This is a genomic window from Facklamia miroungae, assembly GCF_012396555.1.
Classification (GTDB): domain Bacteria; phylum Bacillota; class Bacilli; order Lactobacillales; family Aerococcaceae; genus Facklamia; species Facklamia miroungae.
The window spans coordinates 70788-93757 of sequence record NZ_JAAXPS010000006.1 but is presented as its reverse complement, the minus strand read 5'-3'; the positions used below and the strand labels follow the sequence as shown (position 1 = coordinate 93757).

The 22970-nt window shown below is 36.4% G+C and carries 16 protein-coding genes; 15 read left to right on the top strand and 1 reads right to left on the bottom strand.

Annotation, left to right across the window (positions count from 1 at the left end):
- Positions 1 to 281: 281 nt before the first annotated feature.
- The 15 genes from HF969_RS07125 (at position 282) to HF969_RS07055 (ending at position 21085) form a co-directional block, all read left to right on the top strand.
- On the top strand, positions 282 to 1457 hold the full coding sequence (locus HF969_RS07125) for a hypothetical protein (protein ID WP_090290014.1): 1176 nt from the start codon (positions 282 to 284) through the stop codon (positions 1455 to 1457).
- 74 nt (positions 1458 to 1531) lie between these two features.
- Complete coding sequence (locus tag HF969_RS07120) at positions 1532 to 2725, top strand: class I SAM-dependent rRNA methyltransferase (RefSeq protein WP_090290015.1); 1194 nt, start codon at positions 1532 to 1534, stop codon at positions 2723 to 2725.
- 18 nt (positions 2726 to 2743) lie between these two features.
- Positions 2744 to 3445: an ABC transporter ATP-binding protein gene (locus tag HF969_RS07115; protein ID WP_090290016.1), complete on the top strand. Its 702-nt coding sequence runs from the start codon at positions 2744 to 2746 to the stop codon at positions 3443 to 3445.
- Between the two features lie 11 nt (positions 3446 to 3456).
- On the top strand, positions 3457 to 6360 hold the full coding sequence (locus HF969_RS07110) for an ABC transporter permease (RefSeq protein WP_090290017.1): 2904 nt from the start codon (positions 3457 to 3459) through the stop codon (positions 6358 to 6360).
- A gap of 91 nt (positions 6361 to 6451) precedes the next feature.
- Entirely contained in the window at positions 6452 to 8461 is a 2010-nt protein-coding gene (locus tag HF969_RS07105; protein ID WP_090290018.1) for a serine hydrolase, read from the top strand.
- A gap of 130 nt (positions 8462 to 8591) precedes the next feature.
- The gene (locus HF969_RS07100; protein WP_090290019.1) at positions 8592 to 9113 is read left to right on the top strand and encodes a hypothetical protein; all 522 of its coding nucleotides are present in this window, start codon (positions 8592 to 8594) and stop codon (positions 9111 to 9113) included.
- 23 nt (positions 9114 to 9136) lie between these two features.
- Positions 9137 to 9832 (top strand): glycoside hydrolase family 73 protein, encoded by a 696-nt coding sequence (locus HF969_RS07095; protein WP_090290020.1) that lies wholly within the window; start codon positions 9137 to 9139, stop codon positions 9830 to 9832.
- A gap of 26 nt (positions 9833 to 9858) precedes the next feature.
- Complete coding sequence (locus HF969_RS07090; RefSeq protein ID WP_090290021.1) at positions 9859 to 10995, top strand: ATP-grasp domain-containing protein; 1137 nt, start codon at positions 9859 to 9861, stop codon at positions 10993 to 10995.
- Between the two features lie 153 nt (positions 10996 to 11148).
- Positions 11149 to 13530 carry a UvrD-helicase domain-containing protein gene (locus tag HF969_RS07085; protein ID WP_090290022.1) on the top strand — a complete coding sequence of 794 codons (2382 nt, stop codon included), beginning with the start codon at positions 11149 to 11151 and terminating at the stop codon, positions 13528 to 13530.
- 10 nt (positions 13531 to 13540) lie between these two features.
- Positions 13541 to 15565: an NAD-dependent DNA ligase LigA gene (gene ligA, locus HF969_RS07080; protein WP_090290023.1), complete on the top strand. Its 2025-nt coding sequence runs from the start codon at positions 13541 to 13543 to the stop codon at positions 15563 to 15565.
- Positions 15555 to 16856: a CamS family sex pheromone protein gene (locus HF969_RS07075; protein WP_090290024.1), complete on the top strand. Its 1302-nt coding sequence runs from the start codon at positions 15555 to 15557 to the stop codon at positions 16854 to 16856. Before ligA ends, HF969_RS07075 begins: the two co-directional genes overlap by 11 nt.
- 17 nt (positions 16857 to 16873) lie before the next feature.
- Positions 16874 to 17173 (top strand): Asp-tRNA(Asn)/Glu-tRNA(Gln) amidotransferase subunit GatC, encoded by a 300-nt coding sequence (gatC, locus tag HF969_RS07070; RefSeq protein WP_090290025.1) that lies wholly within the window; start codon positions 16874 to 16876, stop codon positions 17171 to 17173.
- A gap of 1 nt (position 17174) precedes the next feature.
- On the top strand, positions 17175 to 18641 hold the full coding sequence (gene gatA, locus HF969_RS07065) for an Asp-tRNA(Asn)/Glu-tRNA(Gln) amidotransferase subunit GatA (protein WP_090290026.1): 1467 nt from the start codon (positions 17175 to 17177) through the stop codon (positions 18639 to 18641).
- Between the two features lie 10 nt (positions 18642 to 18651).
- Positions 18652 to 20082 carry an Asp-tRNA(Asn)/Glu-tRNA(Gln) amidotransferase subunit GatB gene (gene gatB / locus HF969_RS07060; protein ID WP_090290027.1) on the top strand — a complete coding sequence of 477 codons (1431 nt, stop codon included), beginning with the start codon at positions 18652 to 18654 and terminating at the stop codon, positions 20080 to 20082.
- A 115-nt stretch (positions 20083 to 20197) separates the two neighbouring features.
- On the top strand, positions 20198 to 21085 hold the full coding sequence (locus HF969_RS07055) for a YitT family protein (protein ID WP_090290028.1): 888 nt from the start codon (positions 20198 to 20200) through the stop codon (positions 21083 to 21085).
- A gap of 67 nt (positions 21086 to 21152) precedes the next feature.
- On the opposite strand, the gene uvrC is transcribed toward HF969_RS07055, so the two are convergent.
- A complete protein-coding gene (gene uvrC / locus HF969_RS07050; protein WP_090290029.1) occupies positions 21153 to 22967 on the bottom strand; it encodes an excinuclease ABC subunit UvrC in 1815 nt (604 codons plus the stop codon).
- Between the last annotated feature and the right edge of the window lie 3 nt (positions 22968 to 22970).

Here is a 22970-nt window from a genome sequence, read left to right as displayed (position 1 = left end):
AGAAGGAGATGAAATCCCATATTTTTTTGTTAAAGCTTTGTAACCTAATTTTCCTTCAATATACTCTTCAACAACTTTTATTTTCAATTCATAAGCATATTTTTTAGACATAAAATGACCCCCAAAAGTTAGTTTTTAACTCTAACTTTTGGGGGTCACCTCATTTAGAGGGTTTTTTATGATTTAAAAGATCTATCTTCTTTTTAAATAGGTTATTGGTGTATTAATAGTTCAGTTCATTTATAATAAGATAGAGAACTACTAGAAAGGGAGAAGCTTTTATGGGAAAAAAGGGAATTGGTTTTTGCATTAAATTTTGTTTGAGTATGTTATTTTCACTCCAATTATTTACTCCTGATTTTGCTTCAGCCAATCAATTACTAAAAGAAGACCTTCAAGAAAACTCCACGATGAGAGAAGAGGTTTTTGATAAAGATTTACTTGATCAACTTTCAAAATCTTTATCTGATTTGGAAAAAATTGAGAAATTTGAAGTTAAGATGTCTTGGACCAATCTTGATCAAGAGCAACAAATGGGGCAAGCAACTTTCCAGATGGATGCAAAAAAAGGTAATTTAAAAGGCAATGTGATGTACAATCTGGATAATTATTATCCACCGGAAGCCCATTTAAATTTTATATCTTATGGTAGGCATCGTCTTTTGTATATCCAAGAATTCGAATTATTAAACAGCTTGGCTTATTTTAAACAAGCTCACTTTGATTATCGATTTGATGAGTCGGTTAATAAATATAATGATCTTTATACAGAATTTTCAGATGAATCAATAGATACTATCAATCTAATTGAAAAGCCTAGTGCTTCTTTGATAGTGATACCTAATATGGATAAGCTTAAAAAAATTGATAGTGGTCAAATAAGTTACGATGAGGGTCAATATCATTTGAATATTGAGAGAATGGATATTCCGAGTCTTTTTTTCGATAAAGAACCTTTTTTTTCCATGTCCTATAAAATAGATCACTTAATTCAAGCACCTTCATCTTCAACCATGCAGTCTTTTCAAGATTGGGAAAATCATTTTAATCATCAAATTAAAATAAATGAGGAAGCTAATGACTTTTTACTTGGGGTTAAAATCGAGTCAGAATTACCCAATCGCAGTAAAAAAAATGATAACCATTATCGTACACCCCAATTTAATAAACTTTTTTCACTATCTAGCCAAGGTTTGACGGAGAAACTTACAGGTTTTAAGATGGATTACGACCCCATAAAAAAAACTTTGAAGGTGGTCGTTGAAGGAATAGTGGAAGATGTTGCTTTTAATTTTTTCAGTAAAGATACGGCGGAATTATCAACTAAGCGGGTGCGTTTAGAGTATTCATTTGAACCCAAAGAAGTTATTATTCCGGAAAGAGAGACACTTAAAACAATTAGTCCAGCAGCAGCAAATTATTTAATGGAAGAATTGCTGACTAAAGAAAATGAATAGAGCTTTAAGCGCAGTTCTTTGTAGACTAGTGATATGAGGATAGAATTTAGCTTATTAATGGAAGAGGTTTTATAATGAAGTATTTTTATATTAAAGCATTTGCTAGTCGAAGAATCCAAGCGGGGGAAAAATTATTATTATTGGAAGATTTTGAAGATTCCTATGATATTGAAGATGCTCCTGAAGGCATGATTATATTTATAGCTGATCGAGAACATCATTTTAAGGGGCAGGCGGTAATTGGTCGTCAAAATAAAGGATTTGCTTGGGTATTCAGTTTAAATCATGAAGACTTATGGTCGAAAGAGCTTTTTCGTTTATATTTAGAGGAAGCGATTGAGCATCGCCAATTACTATTTAATGATCCAACCACTACAGGGTTTCGATTATTCAACGGTGAAGGTGATGGGATAGGTGGGCTATCGATTGATTGGTATGACCATTTTATTCAAATTAATTGGTATTCAAGAGGAGCATATAAATATAAAGATTGGTGGATTGAAAACCTTTTAGAATCAACAATTAATGTTGAAGGTATATACGAAACAAAACGCTTCGATTTGGATTCAACTGAAGAAGCAATTTGTCATGTTACTGGTAAAAAAGCGTCTCAACCTATAATTATTAAAGAAAGAGAGCGAAACTATGCTGTCTATTTAGGTGAAGATTGGATGACAGGTATTTTCTTTGATCAAAGAGAAGTACGTCAATTTGTTCAAGAACAGGCTCAAGGGATGTCGGTATTAAACCTTTTTTCTTATACTGGTGCTTTTTCAATAGCAGCTGGTCTTGGGGGAGCAAGTAAGACGACTAGCGTTGATGTAGCTAATCGTTCTTTCGATTTAACCAAAGAAAATCTATCGATTAATGATTTGAAAACGAATAATGATTGGAATGAAATTCGAATCATGGATGTTTTTGATTATATTGACTACGCTAAACGTACTTCAAAGGATTTTGATATGGTTATTTGTGACCCACCAAGTTTTGCTCGCACAAAAAAATATGTTTTTTCGGCGATAACAGATTATTTGAATTTAGCAATCGATTTATTTCGAATAACAAAACCCGGTGGTTTATGCATTCTTTCTACTAATCATTCAAATTATACCAAAGAAAAGTTTATTGAAGATATGAATGAAGCGGGTCGGTTAAGTGGGAAAAAAGTTCAATTAATTCAAAGTTTTGGACTTCCAGATGATTATCCCACTTCTGAAGATCCATCGAGTGCTTATCTTAAGGTTCTTGTTTATTATTGTGCTGAATAAGGAAGGTAGGAAATAGTTATGTCTTATATCGAATTAAAAGAAGTTGTTAAAGAATATAACACAGGGGAAGTAGTTACCCGAGCAAATGACGGAGTCAGCTTTACCATTGAGGATGGAGAATTTGTGGTGATACTAGGCCCTTCTGGAGCTGGAAAATCAACCACACTGAATATTCTTGGAGGAATGGATCAGGCGACTTCAGGGCAGGTAATTATTGATGGCGAAGATATTGCTAAGTACAATGCAAAGCAGTTAACAAGATTTCGTCGTAATAATGTCGGGTTTGTTTTTCAAAACTATAATTTAGTTCCGAATTTAACGGCGAAAGAAAACGTTGAATTGATGGTTCATATCGCTAAAAGTAATGTGGAAGCTGAGAAAATTCTCGAAGAAGCAGGATTGGGACACCGATTAGATAACTTCCCAGCTCAATTATCAGGCGGCGAACAGCAAAGAGTTTCAATTGCTCGTGCCTTAGCGGGTCAACCTAAAATTCTATTATGCGATGAACCGACAGGCGCTTTAGACTACGAAACAGGTAAACAAATCTTGAAATTACTACAAGACACCTGTCGTGAAACAGATACAACCGTAGTTGTTATTACGCACAACACCGTCATTTCTAAAATGGCGGATCGCGTGATCCGAATCCGAAATGGACAGGTTGAAGATATTGATCAAAATAGTCATCCCGCTAATGTATTAGATTTACATTGGTAGAAGGAGGAAATATGAAATCAATCATAAAAGATATTTTTCGTGAGATCACAAAAAGCTTTCCCCGTTTCCTATCGATATTGGCTATTGTTTTTTTAGGAACCGCTTTTTTTATTGGTATTAAAGCGACAGGGCCAGCTATGGTAGAAACGGCTCGCGATTATTATGAAACCTATGACCTGCCTGATGGTCGAATACTATCCTCGCAGGGGATGAATGAAAACGATCTTAAACGACTAGAAGATGAAGCGCAACTTCGTTTACGTCCAGTAAAATCTGTAGTTGGGATGGTTGAGCCAAGTACCCAACCGATTAAAGTATATGGAGTAAGTCAACAGGATAGGGAAAACTATAAGATTATAAAAGGAAGATTTCCTGAAAAAGCAGCAGAAATAGCATTGGATAGTAAATATCTTGATCTAATTAATGCGGATATAGAAGAACCTGTTCAATTAGGTGACAGAGTAAAAATCGCAATCAACAAGCAACCCATTGAGGGAGAAATAGACAGTGATAATCCTGATTCAATTTTTTCAGTAACTGATAGCGAATTAGCGAGTAATGAATATGAAGTGGTAGGTTTTGTGCAGACACCTCTTTATTACGAGCGAATTACTCGAGGATTAGATTATTCCGTGTTTGGCTTGGTTTCAGAAGACCAACTAAAGACGAGTTATTATAGTGAAGTGTTTTATTGGATCAAAAATATTGAAGGTAAAGCTTATGATCCGAACTATCAGCATGAAGTAGATGAAGTTAAGAAAAAAATGGAAGATCTTTTAGCTTCACGCCCGGATGAACGGTTAGAAGCTAGCAAGAAAGACATCCAGGTAAAATATGACGAACTGAGCGCTGATTTAGAAAAAGCAAAGAAAGATTTTGAAGCTGCCAAAAAGAGCCTTTCTGAAGCCTCTAATACGCTTGCTGATTCTGATCAGGAACTTCAAACGGCCCAATTAGATCTGAGTGATATTGAAGCAAACCTCCTTCAACAGTCCGTTCAAGGCAATATAGATCCGTCTAATCCTCAAGCATTAGGCAGTCAGCAAGAGCAAGAAGAGTTAATAGAAGGGCAAAAGCAAAGTTTAACTGGGAAAAACAAATTATTCTTTGGGAGTAACCAGTTACAGCGATCACAAGAGACATTCGTTGATAATGTGGGTGAAAATAATCTTGAATTAAGAGAAGGTCAATTGGCACTTGAAGAACTCATCGATTTGCAAAATGATTTAAAAGCGCCTAGCTATTATGTTAACACTCGAGAAGATGAAGCGGCCTATAAGGGGCTTAAAGAAAATGCGGACAAACTTGATGTAATATCAAACTTATTCCCAGTTTTCTTTTTTGCAATTGCTGTCTTAGTCGTTTTTACAACTGTCAAACGTATGTCAAGTGAGCAAAGAAACTATATGGGAACGATGCAGCAAATGGGCTATGATCGCTGGCAAGTGATATTAAAATTTGTTGTTTATGCAGGCTTGGCTGGTGTAATTGGAATTGGACTAGGACTAACTTTGGGCTATCAAATTTTTCCACCTATTATCCTTCAGGCCTATAATTCCATGTATTATTTAGATTCTTTGCTGATTCCTAAATCAGCTTATTGGAATTTAATAGTAGGAGCCATTGCATTGGCTTGTACATTAATACCCGCTATATATACGCCATATATTTTATTAAAACAAGCACCCGCGCAATTATTGCGGCCTGAACCACCTAAGCAAGGTAAACAAATTTTACTTGAAAAATGGACAGGCCTATGGGATAGGTTATCTTTTAATCGTAAGATGACTTTAAGAAACCTTTTTAGATATAAAGGAAGAAACATAACAACTTTTATTGGCGTAGCAGGATGTTCAATGTTGATTCTTACAGGATTCGGTATCAGTGACACAATATCAGGATTACTTTCTACTCAGTTCGAACAATTACAACGATACGATGCCACATTAGTCCTTAAAGAAGAACAAGGGCATTATAAAACCCAAAATCTTGAAGAAGAATTAAATCAATTCGATGAGATAGAAGCCTTTTACCCTATACATTCAGAATCATTAGATATCGAAAATGAAAAAGAAAAAGAAAACGTCACATTAATGATTCCTTTGGGAGAGCCTAATGTATTTGAAGAATTTGTTTCAGTCAGACAACGTAGTAAAGATAAAGATTCTGATCCTATTGATTTAGAAAAAGAAGGTCCTGTGTACACAGAACGATTAGCAGAGTTATTTGATCTTAAACCAGGATCTAAAGCTTCTTTTAAGTTGGATGATGAAACCTACTCTATCCCATTAAAAGGAGCGGCTGAAAATTATGTCAATCATTACCTATATATGGGTACTAATGACTATTCGCAAGTATTTAAAAAGCCGGCCAAAGTGAATGCCTTTTTGTTGAAATATAAAGAAAATGCTAAAGGCACAAGCTTAGAAGATCAGTTGCAAGATATTGAAGAGGTTCAAGCAGTTGTTAATATGGGGAATGTTGAAGATGTTGTTAACAAGACAATGGATAGTCTATATGTGATTACAATCGTCTTAATAGTTTCAGCAGCCGGTTTAGCATTCGTTGTTTTGTATAACCTGACTAATATTAATATTGAAGAAAGAAATCGAGAATTAGCAACCATTAAAGTCCTAGGCTTTTATGCAAAAGAAGTTAGTTTTTATGTTTACGAAGAAATATTTATTATAACCGTATTAGGATCCTTCTTTGGTTTATTAGCTGGTCGTGTTTTAACACATGTTATTATGAAACAGATGCAAATGAATTCGATGCTCTTCTATCCTAGAGCTACTTTACAATCCTATTTAATATCCTTTGTTCTCACATTTGTTTTTTCAAGTTCAGTTATGTTAATTATGCATCACAAAATCAAACGGATAAATATGGTAGAAGCTCTTAAAGGGCTTGATTAGTCTATAGCATATTGTGAACCGCTTTAAGAATATGCTACAATGAGTGAAACTAAGACCCTATTAAAGGTATTATTTTAGAGGAGGCAATTAAATGCAGTGTCCTAATTGTGGACGAAATGTCCGTAGCAAGACCCAGTGTGCATACTGTGGCTATAAATTTAATCAAGCAGATAAAAAAGAACAAGGCAATTTAGATAAAAAAACGCAAAATACATTTAAAAAATCGGAAGATCATCCAAACAGCGGGAAGAAAACTAATCAAAAGCAAAATCTATCTAATTACAAGCCCGAGGTAACTCGTCACGTTCCTGTAAGGCGATCGCTTGAAAAAGAATTAGCAGAAGCTGAAAAAGAAGCGAAATTAGCCTATGAACGTTCTATTGTTGGAGTTTCAAATAGTTCTTCTGAAGAGGATGATTCAGAAGATGCTTTTAAAAGGAGAGCAGATGAAGTCCTCTCCTACCCCTATACAAGCTCTGAATTTTTAAATGAGTCGCATGCTGAGGAAGATGATTATATTGTTCCAAAAACTAAAAAGAATCATTTTGGCAAATTGCTTTGGAATTTGCTGAAATGGCTCATTGTTTTAGCCGTTTTCTTTTTGATTTTTCTATACGGTCCTCAGTTATTGGGAATGGTTAAGAGTTACTTGGACCCAATGATCGGTCAGAATAATGAACAGCCTGTTCAAGAAGTAGTGACTTCGCAAGACCAGAATTCTTCCGCAGAAATAGAAACAACTACAAAAACAGAATCAGATGAAAATTCGTCTAAAGAAGCTGGACTAAAAGAAGAACAAACGACAAGTCATGAAGTAGCAGCCTTTCAAATCAAAGATAAGCAAGTGGATGTTGAAGAATATCCCACCATCAAAATTGATTTAGAATTTGTCAATTCTCTGTCTCAAGTGAACCAAGAAACCTTCAAATTTAAAGTGAAGTATAATGATACAGAAGTTGAATTGAAGGATGAATTCTCACTATTTAAAGAAGGTAAGATGTTAAAAATATCTTTCAATGATCCTGCTTTATCTGTAATTGGTGAAGACACAAGCCAACAGGCGCTTCTTATTTCTGCTGATAATTTTTCAGAAAAGATTGCCTATAAAGTGCCAGATAAACAAGATCAGGCAGAAAGAATCGATCAGTTTAATCAAACGGTTAATGAATATTTCCCTGAACAAGAAACAGTAGCTCTACAAATTCAGAAGGTGGGCGATCAAGCGCCTTTTGTTTATGAAGATCAAACGATGGAAGCAGACCGATTGATTGCTTGGTTTATTTTGCAAAGAACTTATGAATTGGTAGCAGACGGAATCGTCTCTCTTGATGAGGAAATACCTGTTAAAACACAATTAATTGCTTCAGGAGATGTTGGACAAGTTGCAAGTCAGGAAAGAGATTCTTATACGGTTCAAGAGTTGATTGATTTAACTATTCAAGCTGGTGATGCCTCGGCTATGAACCATTTAGTTCAATTAGCAGAAGGAGTTAATCGTTTTAATTATTGGTTAAAAGAATCAGGTTATTTTGCCACACGTATGAATGCACCACTGGCTATTGAGGAAGAGGCCTATATTACTGGATCAGTAACAAACGTTACAGACCTATCAAATCTTCTCTCTAAATTAGCAAAAAACCAATTGGTCGATGAAGAGCATGACAACTTACTTAAAGAAGCGGTAAACCTATCACCTTACACGGATAAATTCCCTAACTATAATGCGCTGGTTACTCAGCGCTATGAACTATTGACAACTGAGGAAAATCCTCAACTTCAGCATATTGCAGGAATTGCTCAAGCGGAAGGCTCAGAATATATTTATGTAGTTCTGACTAAAAAATTCAATGAATCCTATGATATGGTTGGAAGAATTAGTCAAACCTTAAATGATCTCATGACTCAATTAATCACAGGGGAAGAAGTTCAAGAAACCACCATAGAAGAAAGCTCTGTGGAAGTAGGTCCTGCGGAAGCTGGGGTCGAGCCAACTGATAATTTATATAATGGGAAGCAAACAGAAAACTATTATTGGTTTGGCGACGAATATCGTCGTGGAACGTGGTATCAGGATGAAAAAGGAACTTGGTACTTTTATTAATTGACTATTTGTTTGAAATGACTTAAGTGGGATAGAAAGACTTCGATATTGAAGTCTTTCTATTTTTAAAAATTTGCCACTTTTTTATATCACTTTTTAGGTGTATAATAATTAAAAAGGGGGAGTTACTATGAGTCCTACACTCATTCAAATTGTCATTCATGCAATTAAAGAGAAATTTCAAACAGAAAAAGCATTTTATGCTGAAAAGTTAGGCATTAGTCCTCAGTCGTGGGATCGATGGAAAAAAGGTGAACAAGGTCTTAAGTTCGAAAACATTCAAATCATTTCGACTTTATTTACGGATTATGAATGGATGTTAGTTCAAAAGGTAGTTCGCAATGCTGAAATTATTCCAGAAGTCTCTGCTAATCCGGTAGGAGAATATCTCTATCTTAAATATCAAATTGCTAAAACTTGGGTTAATCACGGTATGGTGCGTTTAGAATGGCATCAAAGTGAAAATTCTGAAAACCAACAAAATACAATGATTTTACAATTAATCGCGGATTATCAATTCTGGGGATATAATGATATTATTGAGATACGGTTACCTGGAGTCTTAAGACAACAGTTAGAAACAGATGAAGTAAAACTCCTACAATGGTTTGATGACCAAAGTGATAAGGTAAGAGATACTGGAGATGAATAAATAATAAAGTGGTGAATCCATTGGTGCAAAAAAAACGCAAAAAAACGAGTAGACCCAGAAAAAAAGCCTTTAAAAATAATAAAAAATTTAAGCAATTTAAACGATGGCAAGAAGCTTTTTTTAAAAGATTAGGTTGTTTAAGTTTTTTCATAATAATTTTTGCAGGTCTCGTATTAATTTTATTTGTCCGGTGGATTTCTCAACCCTTACCTAGTATCGATCAAAACGAAGTTTCTCAATCTGAAAGAATTCTTAAAGAACAATTTATCGTAGAATTAGTACCAACCGCCCAGGCGTTACAAAGAGAATTTGGCGTCTATGCCTCGGTGTCTTTAGCTCAGGCAATTTTAGAATCAGATTTTGGCAGAAGTCAACTCGCTAGTCAACATCATAATTTATATGGGATTAAAACAAGTGCAGATGATCCTAACTCAGCCCTATATCCGACAATGGAGTTTTTTGATGGAGAGTGGGTTGAAATTAATGATTATTTTAAGGTATATCCTTCTTGGCAAGCGTCTATGAGAGAGCATGCTCTTTTGATGATAAATGGCACTTCTTGGGATCCCAATCAGTATCAAGCTGTATTAGAAGCAAAGGATTTTCAATCACAAGCGCAAGCCTTACAAGATTCAGGCTATGCGACCGATCCAACTTATGGTGAAAAGTTAATTCATATGATTGAAGATTGGCAATTATACCAGTATGATCAACCTTAAACACACTATTTCAATGGAGGGATTAGATGGCTCATAGACATCATCCAGGAAGTATGATTGGCATGATTGGTCAATCTATTACGACGACTTTACTAGCTCAAGAAGCAGGCAAGCTTGGTTTTCGAGTAGCCAGTTTGGTAAATCAAGCTGAAAACCCTGTAAAGCAGTTTGCTATTTGGCAAATGATTGATGCAGATTATAAAGAGGAAAGTCTGATTGAATTTGCTAGTCTGGTAGATATGATATATGTAGAGCCAGGCATACTATCTAACCGACATTATAAACTATTAGAAACGTATACAGACTTAGCTTTGTCAGAAGACTTAGTCGCAATTACGACAGATCGTTTAATAGAAAAAGTATATTTAGATTCTACTAAAAGTTTAGTCGCGCCTTTTTCGATGGTTACTTCCATTGAAGACATAAAGGAAGCAATAGAGTATATAGGTTATCCCTGTGTGCTAAAGTCAGGGCAAAGGCATTTGAATCAGGCTAAAGATCATGTTCTTCTTTTTAATGAAGAGGATTTAGTTTTAGCTGAAAAGAAGGTTGAGCAAGCAACCTGTATATTAGAAGCTTGGATTCCCGTAGAAAAGAGAGTGTCCTTGACTGTTGTAAGAAATGAACGGGGTGAAATACTCATTTATCCACCATTCGAATTGGTCGATAAAGGTCTTATTATCGGAACTCAGGTGCGCTATCCTGCCAGAATTGTTGAAGAAGTGATTGCTGAAATTAACCGATTAGGACAGTTAATCGCTGAGTCGCTGACTCTCATTGGAGCCTTGACTTTAGAATTTTTCATCACTTCCTCTGGTGTTATATATATCAATCAAGCTTCAATAGGTTTGTCTCAAGCAGCAACCTTTACCATTGGATCAATGTCGGTTTCTCAGTACGAAGCTTGTATGCGAGCAATGGCAGGACTGCCACTCCCATCATTACACGCTAAGTCCGCAGCGGCGATAGCTATTCCAATTGAACACTTGAATCTCGAAAGTGTTATGGTTCAATATATGTCACGAACTGATTGGGGCTTTTCTTTGGTTAATGTACCAGATCAATGGCATAATCATTTAGAAGGACAAGTAATTATTACGGGAGATAGTTTAATGTCTTGTGATCGACAAATTGAAATGACGGAATTATATAAACCTGAATAAGCTTAAGAAGCTGATGCTAATAACATTAGCTTCTTTTATTTTGCCTAAATAGAATTCTGTCAATAGGAAGAAGCTGATAAAGGACATAGGAGATTACTGGATTTTTTGATATAATATCAGGTATTGAAAGTGTTGGTGAAATGGAGTGAGAAAATGAATTTATTAGAAAGTATTGATCGTTTAAATGAAAAGCAAAAAGAAGCCGTATTAACAACCCAAGGACCGTTATTAATTGCAGCAGGGGCAGGTTCAGGTAAAACACGGGTTCTTACTCACCGAATCGCCTATTTAGTAGAAGAAGAAAAAGTAAATCCATGGAATATTCTTGCTATTACTTTTACCAATAAAGCTGCAAATGAAATGAAAGAACGAATTAAAGCCTTAGTGGGGCCTGACGCAGACTCTATTTGGGTATCTACCTTCCATTCGATGTGTGTGCGTATTCTAAGAAGAGAAGGCGAAAAAATAGGCTATCAACGCAATTTTTCCATCGTAGATCAATCAGAGCAACTGACCTTGATGCGCCAAGTTTTGAAAGAATTAAATTTAGATAGCAAACAATTTAAAGAAAAAAGTCTTCTTTGGCAGATTGAACAAGCTAAGAATCAGGGTAAAAGTCCTAAAGACTCTCTGCAAGAGGCCAGTAATTTTATCGAAGAGATTCAAGCTAAAGTTTATCAGCTTTATCAAAGCAAGTTAAAACAATCAAATGCGATGGATTTTAATGATTTAATTTTAAATACAGTAAAATTATTAGAAGACTATGAAGAAGTCCGTCTTTTCTATCAGCATAAATTCCAATATATTCATGTTGATGAATATCAGGATACTAACAATACTCAATACTTATTAATTCGATTATTAACAGGTATTTTGAATAACATTTGTGTAGTAGGAGATGCTGATCAGTCAATTTATGGTTGGCGAGGAGCAAATATGGAAAACATTCTAAATTTTGAATCTGATTTTCCGCAAGCTAAAACAATTCTTTTAGAACAAAATTATCGTTCAAGTCAAAATATTCTTGCTGCTGCAAATAGTGTGATTAAAAATAACAATAATCGAAAAGTTAAAAAATTATGGTCACAAAAAGACAAGGGCAGTAAAATTAAATTTTATCATTCGGATAATGACTCTGAAGAAGCACGCTTTGTTATACAAGAAATAATCGAATTAAAGGACCGTTTTAAATTAAAAAATGATGATTTCGCTATTCTTTATCGTACTCAAGCTCAGTCAAGATCCTTAGAAGATCAATTGCTAAAAGCTAATCTTCCTTATAAAATTATTGGAGGACTAAAATTTTATTCTCGCAAGGAAATTCAAGATACCTTAGCTTATTTAAGGCTAATTAATAATCCGGCCGATAATCTGAGTTTTAATCGGATTATCAACGTTCCAAAACGAGGGATTGGTAATACCAGTGTTGAAAGATTAGCTGTTTTTGCAGATCAGATCCAGCTTCCTTGGCTAAAAGCCATTGACCACCTTGATCAATCACAAATTTCAAGATCTATTCAGAATAAATTGAAAACATTTGCACAAATGATTAAAAATTTACAGCAACAAGCCCAGTATTTATCGATGGGTGAATTGGTTGAACAGGTATGGGAACTTTCCGGTTATACTCAAGCGTTACTAGAAGAAGGGACAATTGAAAGCCAAGCTAGGTTAGAAAATTTAGAAGAATTTGCCTCTGTTACTAAACTATTTGATGAAGAAGAGCATACTCTAACAAGTGAAAGTGATCCTGATTTTCAAAAACAAGATTTAAAAATTATAGAAATTCAAGAAGAGCAAACTATTTCTGAAGCAAATATTGCATTGGATCTATATGAAGAACATTTTCCAAGCGAAGATGAAATCGTTGAAACAAGTGATTTATTAACTTATTTTTTAACGGAATTATCTTTAGTAAGTGATAATCAGGAGCATGATGAGCAAGTAGGTGTAACCTTAATGACGCTTCACGCCGCTAAGGGATTAGAATTTCCTGTTGTATTCATTGTGGGAATGGAGGAGGGAATCTTCCCGTCTTATCGTTCGTTTGATAAGGAGGAGGATCTTGAAGAAGAAAGAAGATTAGCATATGTAGGGATGACTCGAGCAGAAAAGATGCTCTATTTAACGGCTGCATCTAATCGTCTTTTATACGGGCGGTATCAACAGAATCTAGTCAGTCGATTTGTTGATGAAGTGGAACCTGAATTAATAGAACGCATTGGACTAGCAGGAAGAGTAAATAAATTTACTTCCAAACATTCCGCTAAGCATCAAGCTAATAAAGTTAAGCTAAGACCATCCTCTGCCCCAGTTCAGAAAAAAAGGGCAGGACTAGCTGGTCAAAACACGACCAGTCAAGATTTAATTAAGTGGCAAGTTGGCGACAAGGTTGATCATAAAGCCTGGGGACAAGGAACGATTGTAAAGGTTGAAACTTCAAACAATGACCAAATCTTAAAAGTTGCTTTTCCAGAACAAGGTATCAAGCAGTTAATGGCGGCCTTTGCCCCAATTACTAAGTCTATTGAATAGGAGGAGTTCAATGTCCGAACAGACAAAAGATTTAAAACGTTTAGAAGTCTTGAAAGAGCAATTAAATGATTATGCATACCATTATTATGTATTAGATCAATCACTGATTTCGGATGCTGAATATGATCGTTTATACAAGGAACTACTTGCTATTGAAGCGGATCATCCTGAATGGATCAGTCAAGATTCACCTAGTCAAAGGGTCGGAGATCAATTGCTTGAAGGATTCCAAAAAGTTAATCATGCTCAAGCAATGTACTCACTAGGAAATGCTTTTAATGAAGCGGATATTCAAGCCTTCATTAAACGTGTTGAAGAGGGGGTAGGGGATCGATATTCTTTAATGTGTGAGTGCAAGATAGATGGTCTAGCAATTGCTTTAACCTATGAAGAGGGATTATTCATTCGAGGAGCTACACGAGGAAATGGACAAACAGGTGAAGATATTACTCAAAATCTTCGAACCATTCCATCCCTCCCCCTTCGTTTGCGCCAGCCGGTATCAGGAGAGTTTCGTGGAGAAGCTTATATGCCAAAAGAAATTTTTGCTAAATTGAACACTTTAAGAGATGAGGCGGGAGAAAGTCCCTTAGCCAACCCACGTAATGCAGCAGCGGGAGCTCTTCGTCAGATTGATCCTGCTAAGGCAGCTCAGCGGCAGTTGAATATCTTTATGTATAATTGTTCGAGTCATTCAGAAATAGTGGCGGATTCGCAAGCGAAGCTGTTGGAAGAAATGGAAGCAGTTGGTTTAAGAACAAACCCATTGAGAAAATTATGTAAAAATTTCGAAGAAGTGTGGGAATTCATACAAAGGGTTAACCATCAACGCCATCAATTACCCTATGAGATCGATGGTATTGTGATTAAAGTCAATTCCTTTACTCAACAAGAAAAACTAGGCTATACAGTAAAAGCTCCACGCTGGGCAATTGCTTATAAGTTTCCAGCTGAACTCGCTCAAACCACCTTGATTGATGTTGAATGGACAGTAGGTAGAACAGGTGTTGTTACTCCTACCGCAGTGATGAAGCCGGTTCTCTTAGCAGGAACCACTGTTCAAAGAGCAAGCCTCCATAATGTAGATCTTATTGAGAAGTTAGGGCTACATATGGGAGATAGGGTAATGATTCATAAGGCCGGTGATATTATTCCAGAAATTAAACAAGTTGATCGGACATACCGAAAACCAGATTCTCTACCTATCAGTATTCCTGAGCAATGTCCCCAATGTAGTGAAGAACTGATTCAAATTAAAGACGAGGTCGCTTTACGCTGCGTTAATCCCAATTGTCCCGCTCAAAGATTGGCACAAATTACCCATTTTGTTTCACGGGTGGCTATGAATATTGATGGGCTGGGAGAAAAAATTGTCGAACAATTACTAGATAATCAGCTGATTAAGGATCCTGCAGATCTTTACTACTTAAAACAGGACGATTTTCTTAAACTTGATAAAGTTAAAGAAAAAACGGCCAACAATTTAGTTACAGCCATTGAAAACTCTAAGGACAGAGGGTTAGATCGTTTGTTATTTGCATTAGGCATTCGTCATGTTGGTGCAAAAGCAGCTCGCCTAATTGCTGAGGAATTTGGTACAATAGAAGCAGTGATGACTGCCGACCAAGATCAAGTAAGTCAGATCGACGGGATTGGTGAAATTATCTCTCAATCACTAGTACACTACTTTGAACAAGAGACTTCGCTTGAATTAATTAAGCGCTTTAAAAAAATTGGTGTCAAAACAGACTTTCCTTTAAAAAAAGTTGTTGAAGATCAGCTAAATGATTTTGCGGGAAAAACAATCGTTTTAACAGGAAGTATGGAAAGGTATTCGCGAAATGAAGCGAAGCAAATCTTACAAAATCTTGGTGCCAATGTTACAAATTCCGTTTCTAAGAAAACAGATCTTCTAATTGTTGGTTCAGAAGCAGGAAGTAAATTAACCAAGGCTCAAAGTTTAGGAATACTCATTATGAACGAAGCAACCTTTTTAGAAAAATTAGCAGAAAGTGGAATAAAAAATGCAAAATAAACATAAATTCATCATGCTTTTAAGCTGTCTGAGCTTATTGTCAGGCTGTTTAAATAATCTAGAAGTTAAGAAGGAAGAAGCTAATAATGATCCAGAAAAAGTTATAGCTAAATCGACATCAAATCAATTAACCAATGAAAATTATCGAGCGGTCATAACAGATGGCAAGTATCAGCTTGGCCCTTCGGCCAGTTCAGATTATACTTTGTCATCAACGGGGAATGCTTTTGCTTTTGAGGATGGTTTATTACGCATATCGCGTGAAGTCTTTCCCACTGACCAATACTTTCTCAAAGAAGGTCAGTTAATTGACGGTGAAACCTTAACTTCATGGGTAGGAAGAGAAGGAGAGGATAATCCAGAAGGATTAAATCCAGCTATACCTTTGGATAAAGGAAATTCTAGTACAGAAACAACTGTTGCTAACCAGGAAACAACCCTAGAAGATCAAACCAGTTCAGTAGAAGAAGCAACGGTGACCTCGATTACGGATGATGGGCAAGAAGTGATGGTTGATGCAGAAGGTAATGTAATTGATGAAAATGCGGGTAGACCCGATCAGGTAGTGACGCAAGTTCAATCGACTCCTATTTATCTTTCACAAATCCTTGAGAAAGATATAATGGTTGAAACGGATAGTGGCTATAAATTAGCAGGAATTGTGCTCGGCTTGTCGATGAATTCTCGCTATGAATATACGGATCCTGAAGGGGTCGTATATGAAGAAGAAATTTCGATGGGTGAAATGCGTGAACGCGGCAGAGCCTATGCCAATATTATCGTCGGACGCTTACGAGCTACTGAGGAATTAAGATCGATTCCAATCCTAGTAGGCATTTATCGCCAAGCCTCTTCTGATGAGATTGTAGGTGGAACTTTTGTTTTGGATGGCATCTCACGCGAAGGGAATGCGGTTTCTGACTGGAAAGAACTCAATGAATACCGAGTAGCACTGCCAATGACAGATATCAGCACTGAAGCAGAGAAATACGCTTACTTTAATAATTTTTCGAAAGGGATTCTTAATTTTTTCCCAAATCTCAACGGAATTTCTGGACAAGTTTTATATGCAAATGATCAATTAATGACCTTGGACATTGAAATTATGACTCAGTTTTATCAGATAACGGAAATTACAGCTTTAAGTCAACATGTATTAGATACCGCTCAAAGAACTTTACCCGAAAACATCGCCATTGAGATCAAAATTGTCTCAAACGCTGATACAGAGGCCTTCATTGGCAGAGCTGCTGGTGAAACAGAATATCAATCACATGTGTTTAGACAATAGTAAGAAGGAGGAAAAGAATGATTACACGCGAAGACATTCAACATGTTGCCCAATTAGCAAAACTAAGCTTTAGTGAAGAGGAATTAGACCAATTCACACCTAACATTCAAGAAATTATTGGAATGGTTGAACAATTGCAAGAAGTTGAGACAGAAGGTATAGCCCCAACCTATCATGGGAATCAATTGAAGAATATCTATCGTGAAGATGTGGCTGTTGAGAATGCTACTTATCAAGAACTATTGAAGAATGCCCCAACAGCAAAAGATGGCTATATTCAAGTACCAGTGATTATTGAAGATGAAAAAGGAGCTTAAGATGAAAACATTCCCAACAACAATTATCGAAATGAAAAAAGGGTTAAAATCAGGAGCTTTTACCGCTGTTGAACTGATTACGCATACCTATCAACAAATAGAAGCAAGTGAAGGTGCAGTTCAGTCTTTTTTAAACTATGATAATCATAAAGCGGCTGCCCTTGAAGCTGCAAAAATTGCGGATCAAGCAGGTTATCAAGATGATGGAACAAAAATATTGAATGGTATTCCAATAGCAATCAAAGATAATATTTTAACGGCTGGTTTCAAAACGACAGCAGCGAGTAAAATGCTTGAAGATTTTATACCCACTTATGATGCTTTTGTTGTCAAACAATTAAAAAAAGCAGGGGCCATCATTGTAGGTAAGGTCAATCTTGATGAGTTTGCAATGGGCGGATCAACTGAAAATTCTTATTTCAAAACAAGTAAAAATCCTTGGGATCTTGATCGAGTTCCTGGCGGTTCTTCTGGAGGCTCATCAGCAGCTGTTAGTTCCAGACAAGTTCCTGCTGCATTAGGGACAGATACCGGGGGGTCGATACGACAACCTGCTTCATATACTGGAATTGTTGGAATGAAACCAACTTATGGGCGAGTTTCTCGTCATGGAGTGATTGCTTTTGCATCTAGTCTCGATCAAGTAGGACCAATGACATTGACAATAGAAGACAATGCTTTACTCTTACAGGCCATCTCCGGTCAGGACGCTAATGATGCGACGAGCCTACCCGATCATGAACAAGATTTTAGCAGTTTAATCGGCCAATCGATTGAAGGCAAAAGAATTGCTTTTCCAAAGGAATATCAATCAGAAGCAATTGATTTAGATGTACGTGAGGCAATGAATAAGGCTGCAGAATATTTCAAAAACAAAGGGGCAATAGTTGAAGAGGTATCCCTTCCGCATTCTGAGTATGGAATTAATGTTTACTACATTCTTGCATCTGCAGAAGCTTCTTCTAATTTACAGCGATATGATGGTATTCGCTATGGCTATCGTTCAAAAGATGCTACAAGCTTAGAAGAAATTTACTTAAAATCACGCTCTGAAGGATTTGGACCAGAGGTAAAGCGTCGTTTAATGGTAGGAACCTACTCATTAAGTTCAGGGGCGTATGATAAATTTTTCAAGAAGGCTGCGCAAGTTCGGACGTTGATTATCCAAGATTTTAAAGAGGTGTTTGATCGATATGATCTTATTATGGGCCCTGTTACCCCTTCGACCGCTTATAAAATTGGCGAACGTATTTCAGATCCTCTGAAAATGTATGTAGCTGACTTATTAACTATACCGATGAACTTAGCTGGGATACCAAGTCTTTCTGTACCAGCTGGTTTTGATAAAAAGGGTCTTCCGATAGGGATGGCACTTTCTGGTCCAGTAGATAGCGAGGCTTTGCTTTATCAAATAGCTTATGATTTTGAGCAAGGTCATGACTTTGTCAATCAAGCACCCAAAATTTAGGAGGATCTAGATGAATTTTGAAACAGTAATTGGACTTGAAGTCCATGTGGAATTGAAAACGCAATCTAAAATCTTTTCTTCCTCACCAGTTGGCTTCGGGGTAGAACCAAATGCTAATACTAATGAGAAAGACTGGGGATATCCAGGCACCCTTCCAACCATGAATCGTCAAGCGATAGAATTTGGTATGAAAGCATCTTTGGCTTTAAATTGTCAAGTGGCTAAGGAGATGAAGTTTGATCGCAAAAACTATTTTTATCCTGACAATCCCTCGGCCTACCAAATTTCTCAACTCGATCAACCCGTAGGCTCAAATGGCTATTTAGATATTGAAGTGGAAGGGAAGAAGCGTCGCATTCGCATTGAACGCGTTCATTTAGAAGAAGATGCTGGAAAAAACACTCACGGTGTTGATGGCTATTCTTATGTGGATTTAAACCGCCAAGGGACACCTTTAATTGAGATCGTAACCGAGGCAGATATTCGCTCCCCACAAGAAGCTCATGCCTTTTTAGAAGCTCTACGCGAGCGAATTATGTATACCGGTGTTTCTGATGTCAAGATGGAAGAAGGCTCTTTACGTTGTGATGGTAATATTTCAATTCGGCCCTTTGGGCAAGAAGCCTTTGGAACAAAGACAGAAATTAAAAATTTAAACTCTTTTAATTATGTTCGTAAAGGATTAGAGTTTGAGGAAAAACGTCAAGAAAACATTTTAAGAGCAGGAGGTGTTATTCACCAGGAAACACGTCGATATGACGAAAAAACAGGACAAACAATTCTAATGCGTACCAAAGAGGGAGCGGCAGATTATCGCTATTTTCCTGAACCGGATTTGCCACCGATTACAATTTCACAAGAATGGATCGATCGCGTACAACAATCAATGCCAGAAATGCCAGAAGTGCGTCGTAAGAAATATATTGAAGAGTTTCAATTACCAGAATACGATGCAATGGTCTTGACACTTCAAAAAGAAATGTCCGATTTCTTTGAAGCTACAATTCAAGCAGGAGCAGATGCCAAGCAAGTATCTAACTGGTTAATGGGAGAAGTCTCAGCTCATTTGAATGCTAAACAGATTGAATTATCACAAACAGGATTGACACCAAAGAATTTAGCAGATATGATTCAATTGATTGAAAACGGTACAATTTCTTCAAAAATTGCTAAAAAACTCTTTAAGCTTCTAGCCGAAGAAGGAGGAGATGCAAATGAAATGGTCAAAGCAAAAGGGATGGCTCAACTATCAGATCCTGCCCAGTTAAAACCGATGATTGATGAAATTATTGAAGGCGATCCAAAGTCGGTTGAAGATTATAAAAATGGGAAAGATCGGGCCGTCGGATTCTTTGTTGGACAAGTGATGAAGAGAACTAAAGGTCAAGCTAACCCTCAGGTCGTTAATGAATTAATCCTTGAAAAATTACAAACAATGTAACCCTCAGAGGAAGTTAAAGACGACACAAATGAAAACTGCCATTTGTGTCGTTTTAATCTGGAACTAAAGCGTATTTAAAAGAGAACCCACAAAAAAGAAGATAGGAAGTGTAGAAATGAAGAACATCATCACATCATTATCAATGACCATCGTTGGAACGTTTTTAGTAGCCCTTGCCATAAATTTGGTTTCTGTACCTAATGAGCTGGGTGACGGCGGAGTTACGGGTCTAACCTTATTTTTCCATTATACACTCAATTTTGATATCCCTAAAACAGCCTTCGTTTTAAATGTGATTATCTTGATTATTGGATGGAAATTATTAAATAAATTAACAATTATCTACACCCTTATATCAATTGCTGCACTTTCTTTCTTTTTACAAGTAATTCAACCAGCACCGTTTATTCCAGATAATCAATTGGTAGCACCTTTGGTGTCAGGAGTCATCATGGGGACAGGTCTAGGTATTGTAATACGAGGTGGAGGTTCTACTGGAGGAACGGATATTCTGGCACTTATAGTCAATAAATACACTGGAATCAGCGTTTCGAATGCTCTTTTGATGTTCGATGGTGTGATCATTTCTTTATTATTCTTTGCAATTGGGTTAGAAAAGGGAGCTATTTCAATTGTTGGAATTCTTTTATATAGTCGGATTTTAAACTTCTGGGTTACAGGGTATAACCCTAAAAATGCGCTGTTTATCATCTCACATAAACATGAAGAAATTGGTAATGAAATTATGGATAAGGTTAAGCGTGGCGTAACTATTTTCTCAGGATATGGTTTCTATTCTAAAAAGCAACGGCAAATATTATATGTTGTTGTTTCTAATCGTCAATTAATGGCAGTTAAAAAGATTGTGCATAATATTGATCCAAAAGCTTTTATTGCAGTTAATGATGTTCAACAAGTGGATGGTGAAGGCTTCACTTTCTTGAGAGAGCCAGAAGAGATGACTTTAGAAACGGATGAAAGTATTTTAAATCCGAACGGGTAAGCTATTCATTATAAAAAAGCTAGGTTGACATCCCTCAACCTAGCTTTTTTATAATAAATTTAATAAATTAAACACGCTCTGGATTATTGAGAAACTCAATAATTCTTTTTGCGACGGGACGTGTAATTCCTAATTTTCTAAGGTTTTCTACATCTGCTTCCTTAATTTTTTGTAATGATTTAAAATGTTTTAACAATTTTGACCGTGTAGCAGGTCCTACACCTGGTATGGTGTCTAAGATCGATGCTACTTGGTTTTTAGCTCTGATTTGACGGTGATAAGAAATAGCATAACGATGGACTTCCTCTTGAACTCTTTGAATAAAATGGAAAGCTTGAGAGCGAGGGTTCAGTTCGACAATTTTTTCCTTGCTACCATCAAGCAAGGAGGCTGTTTTATGCTTATCATTTTTGACCATTCCAGCTACAGGAATAGACAAATCTAGCTCATTTTCAAGTACATCTCTGGCGGCTCTGACTTGAATTATACCACCATCCATCAAGATCAGGTCTGGTAGTGGTTTGTTTTCTTTTAACAGTCGTGTATAGCGCCGTCTAATAACTTCCTGTGAATGAGCAAATTCATTCGCACCTTCACTACTTTTTATCTTGAACTTTCGATAATTCTTCCGATCGGGCTTTCCGTTTTGATACACCACCATTCCTGAAACGGTATGAACGCCTTGAATATGCGAATGATCAAAGGCCTCAATATAATTGGCTTGTGGGATTTGAAGGGCATCTGCAAGCTCTTCAATTGCCCCAAGGGTTTTGCGAGTGCTTGCTTCAATTAAACGAAATTTCTCATCTAAAGCTAGTTTGGCATTCTTTTCACATAAATCGAGCATCGATTTTTTCTTGCCTCGCAGTGGAGTTTGAACAGGAATTTCAAATATCGCTTCTAAAACTTCTTGATCGACTGCTGGTGGAACAAGGATTGCTTTGGGTAGGACATTATTTTGTTCTTTGTAAAAGCGAGCGATATAGGTTGTTAATTCATTGTCCGGTTCTTTTTCACCATAGCTTGGGAAAAGTGCTGCTTTCCGCTTTAAAATTGAGCCTTGTCGTAGCATGAAGGCTTGAATTGAAATCCATCCCTTATCATAATAATAGTTAAAGACATCCATATTATCATAATCTTGACTCATAACTGTTTGACGTTCGACGGTGGTTTCAATGTATTCAATTTGATCACGTAAATCAGCTGCTTGTTCAAAATCTAATTTTTCAGCAGCCTCTTCCATCTTTCTTTTTAAATCATTTTTAATTGGACCTACCTCACCATTGAAGAAGCGTTTGATCCGATTAATTTGTTTTTGATAAGCATCTTTTGAGACAGGATGATCGCAGCAACCAATACATTGTCCTAAATGATAATAAAAACAAGCACGTTTTTCATTTTTGCTACACCGTCTTAGAGGATAAATTTTATGCAGTAATTGCTGTGTAGCTGTTGCGGCTTGGACATTAGGAAAGGGGCCAAAATATTGGCCGCCATCTTTCAAAACTTGGCTGGTAATGATTAATTGGGGATCTTTTTCATTTGTAATTTTTAAATAGGGATACATACTACCCTCTTTAAGCTTAATATTATATTGAGGCTTGTATTGTTGTATCAGATTAATTTCAAGAATTAAAGCTTCCTTATTGGAATTAGTAACAATTGTCTCAAAATGATGGATTTCAGAAACGAGCTTTGTTGTTTTGGTATCATGCGCCCCTCTAAAATAGGAACGAACACGGTTTTTTAAATTTTTTGCCTTACCTACATAAATAATTTTGTCACTGGCATCTTTCATTAAGTAACATCCAGGAAGATCTGGCAAAAGAGGTAGTCGTTGTTCAATCTTGTGACGAATTTCTTCTGGGCTTTCAGTGGTCAATGA